The sequence below is a fragment of the Anabaena catenula FACHB-362 genome (genome assembly GCF_014698735.1).
GTDB classification, from domain to species: Bacteria; Cyanobacteriota; Cyanobacteriia; order Cyanobacteriales; family Nostocaceae; genus Anabaena; species Anabaena variabilis_A.
Window position 1 is genome coordinate 99,414 of sequence record NZ_JACJTQ010000009.1, and the last position, 12,001, is coordinate 111,414.

Sequence of the window (12,001 nt, forward strand, 5' to 3'; positions counted from 1 at the left end):
CAGAAAGTGCGCTAGACTCCGCCCTATCAGTTGCATCAAAAAAATTTAATTAAGAAAATTAAGAAATTTTAATAGTTTGTTAAATTTATTATTCATTTTAGAACTTCTGTAAACTCATACCATGAATTATCCTATCCCAGACAGTCCCCAAGAAATTTTTGCACTTCAACAACAGCCAGTTGATGAAGAACTGGTAGCAGCGGTAATTGCCGGCGTAGTCAAACTTGTCCGCGCTCAGGGTCAATCTTTAGAAGAATTAACTGCCCAAGTGTTAGCAGATGACTTGGTGTTAAATCGACAACAGCGACGCTGGCTGAGTACATTGGTTGCCCAAGCGTGGGAAAGTTTCCCTTAATCCTCTTCTCTTTTGGCATTTTACCCTGTATGGACTAGTGAGCAGAGCGAAATTAAAAATTAAAAAAGCATATTGTTTTCCTGAAAAGTTTCCCTGTGGTAATAGTGAGAGTAACAGTAGATGGCATTTTTTTATAATTGATTATTTAAGGTTTTGGTAAATATTATACTCTGTAGGTTGGGTTAAGTGATAACGCAACCCAACAATATCACCTGATCACATTTGAATCATGTTGGGTTTCCTTACGTCAACCCAACCTACATTTATAAAAAAAGATTTTTTGCAATAAAGAGGGGTCTATTCTCATGATTATTGAGAATGGTGTCAATAATTTAACGAGTTTTGGTTATTTCAGCTTGGGGCGTTGACAGTGTTCTGAGTTTTTGCTAGTCTAATGTTATATCTAGAAATCTGTCAGCGCCATATATAACAGATTTTTGGAAACATGGTTAAAATCTGAAGATAAACAAGTAATTTGGGTGAATGCTTTATTTAATTGTCTGAATCAGGATATCCAGGATTTTAGGATTTACAGGATATGGATTTTCCTGTTTAGTATATGATTTAAGCTGTACTCTATAGGTTTTTAATTGTCTGAATCAGGATATCCAGGATTTTAGGATGTACAGGATGTGGGTTGAGATTGAGATTTTTTGATGTCAGGATTTTGGCGATGTGGGGATTTTTTAGATATTAATTTTAATATGTAAGTTAATGATTGTTGGGTAATTCTATTTAAACTCTCACATTTTTAAATTGAAAATTGATGATTAAATAAATATCTAAAACATCACCTTTCAAAACCTTTCAAACCAATATCCTGTAAATCCTAAAATCCTGTACTTCGACTTCGCTCAGTAACCAGATATCCTGATTCAGACAATTGAGAATTTCAGATACCCGACAACTTTTAACAATTTTCTCATTTATCACATTAATTATCGCAGAAGTCGGGGATCTTTAGATGCAAACTAACATCCTGTAAATCCTTAAATCCTGTACTTCGACTTCGCTCAGTAACCAGATATCCTGATTCAGACTTAATAATTTTATGTAAACCTTAAATGTTACAACTTACAAGTCTCGACGCGAGAGAAGAGTACTACCCTCTCTTGCTCTCCCATAAACCACCTCATACAAAACCCACGCGCCATCAAAATTAAAGGGAGGTGGCCTTCTGGTGCTTTCAAAGTAATATGTTCTACTGCCAACCACCTAGTGTCACCACTCCATCCTACCTTGTCCCCGAACTTCTTCCAGATTTCTCTGTTACATTCTCTCGTTCCACCAAAACTTTGATAAATGCGTTTCTGCACAGAAAGACCAAATTTCCCATCACTGTATTTTACCCACAACTGGTCAATGGTGCGGAGGTCTTCACAAGGAAAATGATCAATATCTTTAACATCTAAGCAACCCTCGTTTTCGCGCTTCGCAACCGCTAACATTACTCGTGCTGTTTTCTCGTCTGCTTCCCTCCATTTCCCTTGTGCGAGTAAGTCACGCAGTTTCCTATAGTCCATTCCACAGGATGATTTTAATTCTATCTCCTGGTTATTTGGTGGTGTGTGTAGAGACGTTATATGGAACGTCTCTACATTGTTAATGGGTTGTTGAATATCGAAATTAATAACAGGTTTAACCACCAAACCCAATAACTCCCGAAACTCCCGCACAGTTTGGGGACGGTTGACTGGTTCTAACTCCATCCCTTTGAGAATAGCAGCATTTACTTTATCGCTAATCTGCTGATTAAATTTTTGCGGTGGTGATAACTTGACATCTTCCTCAGCGCGATAATTAGCAGGAATGGGAACTCTATTCGTTAATAAACTATATAATGTCGCAGCTAAAGCATAAACATCAGTATAATAACCAAAATCTCCACGCCGTTCATACTGTTCTATGGGTGCATAACCTTGGGTTATCATCCCCGTCATGCTTCTGATTTTACCAGGTTGAAATTCCCGCGCTAACCCAAAATCAATTAATACTGCTTCCTTGCTTTCCCGTCGCAACAAAATATTATTGGGTTTCACATCTCGGTGTAAAAGTTTCCGTTCATGAACACATTCTAAAGCTTGTCCGATTTGGTCAATGTAGCGCAAAGCTTCGGTTTCTGACAAGTAACCATTTTCAGCAGTGTAGTTTTCCACATAAGCTGCTAAATCATCACCGTCAATGTGTTCCATAACAATCACCCAAAGTCCATCTTCAGGAAAATTGTCGTAAACTTGGACAATATGGGGATGATAGCATTTTGATAAATCTAAAGCTTCTTTTCTAAACTTCTTTTGTATTTCCGCAAAGTCTGGTTTTTCTCGTTGTTCCCGGTTGAGGGTTTTTATCACAATCAACCTGTTTTCTTCCCTATCTTCTGCGAGATATGTTTCACCAAAACCACCGCCACCGATCGCTCTTTTAATGATATACTGTCCGTTCTGTAGTGGGGTGTTAGGTGTCCACATATTGTCTGAATCAGGATTTACAGGATTTAAGGATGAACAAGATTTAAGATGTATATTACATCAGTTTATATGTATTTAGACCACACTCTTAATTCTTCTCTGCGACTCTGCGCCTCTGCGTGAGAAAAAGAGATGTAGTTTACTCACCTGAAAATCCTGATTCTGAGATTAATAATAACTTTGGGAAATCAAAATCATAGTATATATGCGCGCACAGATTCCCATTATAAAATAAGCATAATTGAAAGCCAGAAACTTGTCAATAGGTTTAGGAAAAATATCTTCGTAGAGACATTTGATAAAACATCTCTACAAAATCTATTTACTTCTAAACCTTCAACGCCTTTTCAGCTTGGAAATGCAACAACAAACCATATTCCAAACCTTCAACGACAGCTTGATAGGAAGCTTCCAAAATATTTGTAGAAACCCCTACAGTAGTCCAGCGTTGTTGACCATTACCCGATTCTACTAAAGCGCGGGTTTTTGCAGCTGTTCCTGTATGTCCATTGAGAATTCTGACTTTATAATCAGTCAACTCAAAGTCCGCAATTTGGGGATAAAAGTTCACCAAAGCTTTACGCAAAGCAGCATCTAAAGCTGCAACTGGTCCATTTCCTTCCGCAACTTCGAGAATATTTTTACCATTAACAGCTACTTTCACCGTGGCTAAAGAATTAGTAGTTTCTTTCACCTCTACTAAATCACAGTGTACTTGAAAACCTTTCACCTCAAAAAACTGCTCACGACGACCCAACGCCTCATACATCAAAAGAATAAAACTAGCTTCTGCGGCTTCAAATTGATATCCTTGACTTTCCAATTCCTTCATGCGTTGGAGAATTTGTCTAGCTTGAGGATGATCCTTATCTAATTCAATCCCACAAGTTCGGGCCTTAGCTAACACATTACTTAAACCAGACTGTTCAGAAATAACAATCCGACGTTGGTTTCCCACCAGTTCCGGCTGAATATGTTCATAGGTTAAAGGATTACGTTCTACAGCCGATACATGAATACCACCTTTATGAGCAAAAGCCGAACGTCCAACAAAAGGCGCGTGTTCATCAGGTGCGAGATTGACAACTTCGCTGACAAAACGACTAGCTTCTGTAAGTTGATTTAGCTGGTGTTCACCGATACAGCTATAACCAAGCTTTAGCTGTAAATTAGGAATCAGAGAACACAAATTAGCATTACCGCAGCGTTCCCCATAACCGTTGATTGTACCTTGTACCATCGTTGCCCCAGCCATAACTGCGGCTAAGGCGTTAGCTACAGCCATTTCTGAATCGTTATGAGTATGAATGCCAATTTTGGTGATTGGGAATTGGTGATTGGTGATTGGTGATTGGGTAAGAGCTTTTTCCTCATTCCCTGTTAATAGTTCCCTGTTCCCTATTTCTGTAACGACATCTTTAACAATTTGCGTAACTTCATGAGGTAAAGTTCCGCCATTGGTATCACACAAAACCAACCATTCAGCACCTGATGTCATTGCTGCTGTTAATGTTTGTAAAGCATAATCAGGATTTTGCTTGTAGCCATCAAACCAATGTTCAGCATCGTAAATTACGCGCCGTCCTTGAGAACGCAGATACTCAATTGTGTCACCAATCATGGCTAAATTTTCTTCCAGACTGGTCTTAAGTCCGGCTGTAACGTGCAAATCCCAGGATTTACCAAAAATTGTCACCCAGCGAGTACCTGCTGCTAGAATCGCTTGCAGCATGGGTTCATCTGCGGCTATGGCGTGAGGGCGACGAGTAGAGCAAAAAGGAACTACTTCTGCTTGTTTGAGGGGATTTTCTTGAAGTTCCCAGAAGAATTGTACATCTTTGGGATTTGCTCCTGGCCAACCACCTTCAATAAAGGGAATCCCTAATTGATCAAGTTTGTGAGCAATGCGTAATTTATCTTCTATAGAGACTGATAGTCCTTCCCGTTGAGTGCCATCTCGTAGAGTAGTGTCATAGAGCCAAAGTTGAAGAGAGGGATTTGTGGTCATAAAACTCAGACATAAGAGACAACTTTGAAGCGATGTGCCAATATACAACAAAAAGCGAGTTTGGTAATCTAAAGATGCCCAAGGTACTAGCTCAAGGTAAAACCATTGAGTGTGTTAGCCAAGCCAATTTACGCAAAATTCTGTTAGACAATGGTGTTGACCTCTACAACGGCGGTTCTCAGGTCATAAACTGTAGAGGACTTGGCAGTTGTGGTACTTGTGCGGTTAAGGTAGAAGGCGAAGTATCCGTAGCGAATTGGCGTGATCAAACACGGCGTTCGCTTCCTCCCCATTCTCCCACAACTGATTTGCGTTTAGCTTGTCAAACTCAGGTTTTAGGCGATGTAAAAGTCACAAAATTTGATGGATTTTGGGGTCAAGGTTCTCAATTAGTTTGGACACCAGAAGGTTAAAAAGGAGACAAACAAGATGGGCAGATGGACACCTCTGATTTTGATGGCAGGAGGCGTGGCGATTTTGCTGGGTACGTTGCTAGGTATTAATTTTCCCATGGGCGGGCAACAAAGCGCTAATGTACCTCCTGGTCGCAGAGCCTCTAGCGTCCTCCCAGCTAATATTAATGTTAATAGCACTGCCACCAGGAATGATCCTGAAACTGCTAGTAAGAATGATTCTGAAACCGCGATTAGGAATAATTCTGAAACCGCTACTAGAAATGATGCTGAAACCACTACTAGTAACGATCTTGATAGTGAAACCCGCCGCACTAGTGTAGCTCAAAATAATGCTTCTACGGAGCCAACATCCACCACTGAAAATACACCCAGTACAAGCAATACGGATATATCCACCACTGATACTCAATCAGTCTCAACAGACAGTGGTTCAAGTGACACGAATCAAGAAAAACAACCTATTCGGGCTTTGTGGTAGCTGGTGACTAGGGAGGTGGAGATGGGAAGATAAATTTGAGGTTTGAGATTTTAGATTTTCAAGTGGAGTTAATTCAATACCATCCAAAATCCAAAATCCAATACCCAATCACCTCTTCTCCAATCACCAGCCCTTTGTTTACCCCTGATAAGTTATTAGTTATGTACTAATGACTAATAACTAATGACTAGTGACGTTTTAATTATTGGTGGTGGCGTGATCGGCTTGGCTTGCGCCATTGAACTCAAATCGCGTGGGGCAAATGTTACCGTGCTTTGTCGTGATTTCTCTGCTGCTGCCAGCCACGCCGCTGCCGGGATGTTAGCACCGGATGCGGAAAATATTCCCAATCAGGCAATGCTTTCTTTATGTTGGCGATCGCGTGCCTTATATCCTGAATGGACGGCTAAACTCGAAAAACTGACTGGTTTAAACACAGGTTATTGGCCTTGTGGCATCCTGGCACCAGTTTATCAACAACCAGAAACGAGAACCAATGATCAATCTCCTGCTTATTGGTTAGACAAATCAGCAATTGAACTATATCAACCAGGATTGGGAGCAGATGTCATTGGTGGCTGGTGGTATCCTGAAGATGGTCAAGTTGACAATCGCGCCTTAGCCCAAGTTTTACGTACTGCGGCTCAGTCTTTGGGTGTAGAACTCCAAGATGGGATTAAAGTAGAAGCGATCGCACAACAGCAAGGACAAGTTATCGGTGTACAAACAAATATTGGCTTAATTCACGCTGCACATTATCTTTTAGCCGCTGGTGCTTGGGCAAATGAACTGTTACCCTTACCGATACGTCCCCGCAAAGGACAAATGCTCAGTTTGGGAGTACCAGAATTCTTGCCGGAATTACCCTTAACACGGGTTTTATTTGGTGAAAATATTTACATTGTCCCCCGGCGGAATCGTTCTATGATTCTGGGTGCAACCAGTGAAGATGTGGGCTTTACTCCCCATAACACCCCAGGTGGGATTCAAGGCTTACTCCAAGCTGCAATTCGCCTTTATCCCCAATTAGAGAATTATCCGATTCAAGAACTTTGGTGGGGATTTCGCCCAGCCACACCCGATGAATTACCCATCTTGGGCAATAGCCATTGTCCCAATTTAACTTTGGCTACTGGTCATTACCGTAATGGAATTTTACTCGCACCTGTCACAGCCACATTAATTGCTGATTTGATTTGGTCACAAAAAGCTGATCCTCTATTGACTAATTTTCACTATTCGCGCTTCCAAGCTCAGACATCTACCACTACATCCATGCTTACTAATTCTGCTAATTTTACTAACGGAAACCGCACCAATTTATCTACCAATTTATCTTTACCATCATCAGAATTCAACATTGAAAATTCAGGATTAATTATTGCTGGCAAAACTTTTAAATCTCGCTTGATGACGGGAACTGGTAAGTACCGCAGTATTGAGGAAATGCAGCGCAGTGTCGCCGCCAGTGGTTGCCAAATTGTTACTGTAGCAGTGCGACGAGTCCAAACTAAAGCAGCGGGACATGAAGGTTTGGCGGAAGCTCTGGATTGGAATAAAATTTGGATGTTACCGAATACTGCTGGTTGTCAAACCGCAGAAGATGCGATTCGTGTTGCCCGTTTGGGACGAGAAATGGCGAAATTATTAGGACAGGAAGATAATAATTTTGTCAAGTTAGAAGTGATTCCCGATGCTAAATATTTATTACCAGATCCCATTGGCACTTTGCAAGCTGCTGAACAGTTGGTAAAAGAAGGTTTTGCGGTATTGCCTTATATTAATGCTGATCCCATGTTAGCCAAGCGGTTAGAGGAGGTGGGCTGTGCCACGGTAATGCCTTTAGCTGCACCTATTGGTTCTGGACAAGGGTTGAAAACTACTGCCAATATTCAGATCATTATTGAAAATGCCAATATACCTGTGGTAGTAGATGCGGGCATTGGTGCGCCTTCCGAAGCGTCTGAGGCGATGGAATTGGGGGCGGATGCGTTATTAATTAATAGTGCGATCGCACTGGCTCAAAATGCTCCAGCAATGGCTTATGCAATGAATTTAGCAACTGTCGCCGGTCGCATGGCTTATTTAGCCGGAAGAATGCCAATGAAAGATTACGCTAGTGCTAGTTCACCTGTGACGGGAACGATTACTAGTTAATTTTAACCAATCTTGTAGTGCGGGCATCTTGCCCGCTTTTGTCTTTATTTTATTTCTACTAAAAGTAAAACTAATTGTATAACTAAGTAAGCACAATAAAACCCTTTTGCTCTCTGCCTTATCCTCAGCATAATTATTTATGCCTACCTACTTATTACATCTCCCCTTTGATATATGAAAAACACTTCTCATATCTCCAATAATTAGGAAAGCATAGGAAAGCATATTTATTTTGTTCACAAAACCTGACTCATACATAGCATTTACTCGTCTACTGAAGTACAAATTCATCTGCTGCGTTAATCTGCATTTATCCTTTTCTATCTGCGGTTAAATATTTCTTACTTTACTGAAGTGGGAATCTATATCCCATTCCCATGAAAATTAACAATGATGTTTCTAAAATTGGAGAATAATCATGGATAATGTGATTACCTACAATAACGATAAAGGACTACTAGCCTACATTCAATTTCTCGCATCAAGAGCATTGAGAACTGAATATGATGGAACTGATCCAGTTTTTAATTTTGAAGATGCACTTGATCAAACAGAAATAGCACAATTAGCTGTAGATGAACTGAAGAAAAATTCCGAAATTAACGCCTTATTTACAGAACGCTGGCTACCTGCACCGATAAATTTAGATGAATTAAGTAAACTTCCTGAAGGAACTTTAGGAAATGTTTATGCTACGGAAATGAAATCTAGAGGCTTCGATCCCAACTTCTACAAAAAAGTTCCTGTGGTTGATGATATTTCTTATCTCAAAATGCTCTGGAGAACTACTCATGATATTTATCATGTAGTCGCAGGATTTGAGACTGATGTATTGGGAGAACTTGGTTTACAAGCTTTTGTATTAGCACAAACTCCTATTCCTATCAGCATCATGCTTGTCAGTTTTGGTATGGTTTTAATTAGTCTCTACCAACCTGCTAAACTCAAACCTTTAATGACAGAAATATCCCGTGGCTACCGTTTAGGTTCTCATACTCCCAGCAAACTTATTGCTCAAAAGTGGGATCAGTTTTGGGATATTCCAGTTATTAAAATTCGCGCTCAATTAGGAATGAATCCTATCCAGGAAAACTGATATAGCAATTCCCATTCAAGCGAGGTACAAGCAGGTAAGAATTAAACGCAGATAGACGCAGATAAACGCAGATAATTTTGTACTTCATTAGACTAGGAAACGCTATATATAGGACTCTGGTTTGATTTGTGATGTCTTTAATTTTGTATCCTTTGGCTCAATTTTGAATTGTTTAGTTAGTGTGTGCGTAAAATAAACACACACATTATGGATTTTGTCAATGCTTCAGCCTGAATCTAGAATTATTAACTTTTAGTTTTAATTAATGTAACGATTTGTCTATAATTATGAGAGTAAATCTAGAATTATGTAACATAAAATCAAAGAAAATAACAAGGAATCACTTCATGCCCTACACAAACGAAGAAGGCGGTCTTATCAATAATTTTGCCCGTGAACCCAAGGTTTATCAAGCAGAACCTCCCACGGATGGACAAAAGCGTACTTATATTATCTTAGGAATTGGGGCTGCGCTTTTGGTTGGTGGCTTAATTTTTGTCGCCTTCTCTGTTTCCCAAGTCGGTTAGGAATTAAGGACTTTAAGTAAATCACCGAATTTAAGATTTTAAATTTTGGATTTTGGATTTTGAATCTTCACTCCTAAATTTAAACAGGTCAATTTTTTGGCTTCTCAGATTCCAATGTGAGGAGGAGCCTAATTTTTTTATATTTTGTTATAATATTATTGAAAGTGTATAATTATATACTTAAGTTTACCATATTAAATCTTTAAAACTCAATTCATCCTGAGCAGAAAACATTGACTAGAAAATCAGAATAATGAGATTTTTCTGTGATGTCCCATGCATTCCTTCAGGATGTATACTATCTTTCGGCTCTGTAGCCACCATGAGTGTGAATGAAACTTTACCCACAGATATTTTTGCTTGGAATAGGCAAGTATATCAACGCCTAAAACTTGCCTTGAGCCTTGGCTTGCGGCGACAAATTCTTTTTGCTATATGTGATGATTTACACTTGAGAAATCAAGTAGCTACTCGGTTGCATTCGACGTTGGCTTATCCACTGGGGCAAGTGCTATATCAGCCAGCAGATGCAGGAGCAATCAGTACTCCAGCCTACCCACGATTGGTCACATTGCGTTTAAATCTAAACGATCCCAATCCTATCGCCCAAATAAATCAATGGTTGGCTAATTATCCACCACCGATTGTGGGAGAATCAAAGGATACGCCTGGTCGTCCTTTACCAATACCAGCATTTCAAATTGTTGGTGTAGAACTGCTAACTAAACAATCAGTAGCCGTGCAACGTTTGTTTCTACACTATCTGCGTTTAAGCGAGCAGTATTTTGCTAACCAAGAATCCAGTCGATTTCTGGACTCTAGCTTGCTTTTTTGGCTACCGCGTCCTTGGTTGTATGCGATTCAGCAATCAGCACCAAAATTTTGGCATTGTCGGACTGGTATATTTATATTTGCCGGTGAACCGACACCAAGCATAGATAATCGAGATCCAGACAATTTGTCTAATTGGCGAAGTGGAGATATAACTAATTTTGACACCCTAGAAGAATTCTCAGAACAGGCTGTCCAAGATTTTCAGGTTACTGACATTAAGAATTTTCAGAAAAAACCATTTGCAGAAACAGTTGAACATACACCAGAGAAAGCGACTGCAATATCTGCCAATGGAACTGATATCCCAAAGCTATCATCTTTTCTATATGTTAGTGACGAGTTAAGGTCGCTAGTTACAGCCACACTTAACACGGATATTGGTGAAGATGCATATCATAACTGGCAACCACACCAACTGCTCTGGGAAATTGAACAACTACATCAGGAAAAAGCTTCTGGAGCAGAAATAGCAGTAGCTTATGAAAACTTAGGAAATTTATATCGCCTCCGCATTGAGCAAGGACAGTCAAATTTAGAAAACTTAATGGTGGCAATTCTTGCTTATCAGGAAGCAGTTAGCTATGACGACTCTTCGCCACAACTTCCAGATATTTTGAATGATTTGGGTACACTTTACTGGATGCTACACCGCACACCAGGAAATAATGGGGAGGAACAGACTTATATAGAGCAGGGAATAGAATTTTATCAGTTAGCAATCAAATTAATTGCACCTGATACCCAACCGGAAATTTATGCCCGTGTGCAGAATAATTTGGCAACAGCTTACGGTGATTTAGCAAAGTTTTCTCAGCCTGTGGAAAACTGGCAGCAAGCTGTGGCGGCTTATAGTCAAGCACTCCTTTATCGTACAGAGGAAATTGATCCTTTAAAGTATGCTGCTTGTCAGAATAATTTGGGGACTGCTTACTGGCATTTAGGACAACATAGTCAACCAGTAGAGCATCTCCAGAAAGCGATCGCAGCTTATAATTTAGCACTGGTTCATTACAAACCCGCAGAGGAACCGCTGAAGTATGGCATGATTCAAAACAACATTGGCACTGCTTATTGGAATCTCTCCCAATATGAAAAACCAATGGAATACCTACAGTTAGCAATTGATGTCTACTGTGAAGCGCTGAAATATCGCACACCTGCTAATGTTCCCAATGCCTGTGCGGCTACCCAAAATAATCTTGGCACTGCTTATTGGCATATAGCGAATTTACCGAAAATATCTAAAGATGAACGACAAAATTTTCTGCAATTATGCATCAATGCTTATGAAGAAACAATTAATTTGGCTCACTCCCTTAATGGCGTAGCTTTAAGTTTTGATTTGTTAGCAACACACAATAACTTGGGGTTAGCTCATTATCAACTAGCAATAGATGGCTCCTTTGTTGGGGACAAAAAAATAATTTCTCACCATTTAGAAGCAGCTTTAGAAAATCATGTGCGAGCATTAAAGGGTTTCATTAAACAAACAGAACCTTATCAAACAACTTTCAATCATATCGTCAAAGCCATTCGGACTTTCCACAATGAGTTAGGAATACAAGGACAAAATTTGGCTTTATCTAAAGTTCCGGGTAATTTAATTCCAGAAATTTTACCTAAGTTGTAAAATATAGAGTTAACTTAAGAAAATATCAAAAC

9 protein-coding genes are annotated in these 12,001 nt (G+C 39.6%); 7 read left to right on the plus strand and 2 right to left on the minus strand.

Annotation, left to right across the window (positions count from 1 at the left end):
• The first annotated feature begins 121 nt into the window (after positions 1–121).
• Positions 122–355 (plus strand): hypothetical protein, encoded by a 234-nt coding sequence (locus H6G68_RS08685; RefSeq protein ID WP_190906266.1) that lies wholly within the window; start codon positions 122–124, stop codon positions 353–355.
• Between the two features lie 1,067 nt (positions 356–1,422).
• Here H6G68_RS08685 and H6G68_RS08690 read toward each other — a convergent pair.
• On the minus strand, positions 1,423–2,823 hold the full coding sequence (locus tag H6G68_RS08690) for a serine/threonine-protein kinase (RefSeq protein ID WP_190906267.1): 1,401 nt from the start codon (positions 2,821–2,823) through the stop codon (positions 1,423–1,425).
• 328 nt (positions 2,824–3,151) lie between these two features.
• Positions 3,152–4,831 (minus strand): citramalate synthase, encoded by a 1,680-nt coding sequence (gene cimA / locus H6G68_RS08695; protein ID WP_190906268.1) that lies wholly within the window; start codon positions 4,829–4,831, stop codon positions 3,152–3,154.
• A 74-nt stretch (positions 4,832–4,905) separates the two neighbouring features.
• Here cimA and H6G68_RS08700 point away from each other — a divergent pair, with 74 nt between their 5' ends.
• From H6G68_RS08700 to H6G68_RS08725, 6 genes are all read left to right on the plus strand, one after another.
• Positions 4,906–5,244 (plus strand): 2Fe-2S iron-sulfur cluster-binding protein, encoded by a 339-nt coding sequence (locus tag H6G68_RS08700; RefSeq protein ID WP_190906269.1) that lies wholly within the window; start codon positions 4,906–4,908, stop codon positions 5,242–5,244.
• 16 nt (positions 5,245–5,260) lie between these two features.
• The gene (locus H6G68_RS08705; protein ID WP_190906270.1) at positions 5,261–5,725 is read left to right on the plus strand and encodes a hypothetical protein; all 465 of its coding nucleotides are present in this window, start codon (positions 5,261–5,263) and stop codon (positions 5,723–5,725) included.
• Positions 5,726–5,908: 183 nt separating this feature from the next.
• Entirely contained in the window at positions 5,909–7,882 is a 1,974-nt protein-coding gene (gene thiO / locus H6G68_RS08710) for a glycine oxidase ThiO (protein ID WP_190906271.1), read from the plus strand.
• 418 nt (positions 7,883–8,300) lie between these two features.
• Entirely contained in the window at positions 8,301–8,978 is a 678-nt protein-coding gene (locus tag H6G68_RS08715; RefSeq protein ID WP_190906272.1) for a Coq4 family protein, read from the plus strand.
• A gap of 347 nt (positions 8,979–9,325) precedes the next feature.
• Complete coding sequence (gene psb34, locus H6G68_RS08720; protein ID WP_190712686.1) at positions 9,326–9,505, plus strand: photosystem II assembly protein Psb34; 180 nt, start codon at positions 9,326–9,328, stop codon at positions 9,503–9,505.
• 322 nt (positions 9,506–9,827) lie between these two features.
• Positions 9,828–11,969, plus strand: coding sequence for a tetratricopeptide repeat protein (locus H6G68_RS08725; RefSeq protein ID WP_190906273.1), 2,142 nt, complete (start codon positions 9,828–9,830; stop codon positions 11,967–11,969).
• Positions 11,970–12,001: the final 32 nt, after the last annotated feature.

Bases quoted from the DNA above. Each gene is read 5' to 3' on its own strand.
- H6G68_RS08685 (WP_190906266.1), top strand. From the start codon at position 122: ATGAATTATCCTATCCCAGACAGTCCCCAAGAAATTTTTGCACTTCAA.
- H6G68_RS08690 (WP_190906267.1), bottom strand. From the start codon at position 2,823: ATGTGGACACCTAACACCCCACTACAGAACGGACAGTATATCATTAAA.
- cimA (WP_190906268.1), bottom strand. From the start codon at position 4,831: ATGACCACAAATCCCTCTCTTCAACTTTGGCTCTATGACACTACTCTA.
- H6G68_RS08700 (WP_190906269.1), top strand. From the start codon at position 4,906: ATGCCCAAGGTACTAGCTCAAGGTAAAACCATTGAGTGTGTTAGCCAA.
- H6G68_RS08705 (WP_190906270.1), top strand. From the start codon at position 5,261: ATGGGCAGATGGACACCTCTGATTTTGATGGCAGGAGGCGTGGCGATT.
- thiO (WP_190906271.1), top strand. From the start codon at position 5,909: ATGACTAGTGACGTTTTAATTATTGGTGGTGGCGTGATCGGCTTGGCT.
- H6G68_RS08715 (WP_190906272.1), top strand. From the start codon at position 8,301: ATGGATAATGTGATTACCTACAATAACGATAAAGGACTACTAGCCTAC.
- psb34 (WP_190712686.1), top strand. From the start codon at position 9,326: ATGCCCTACACAAACGAAGAAGGCGGTCTTATCAATAATTTTGCCCGT.
- H6G68_RS08725 (WP_190906273.1), top strand. From the start codon at position 9,828: ATGAGTGTGAATGAAACTTTACCCACAGATATTTTTGCTTGGAATAGG.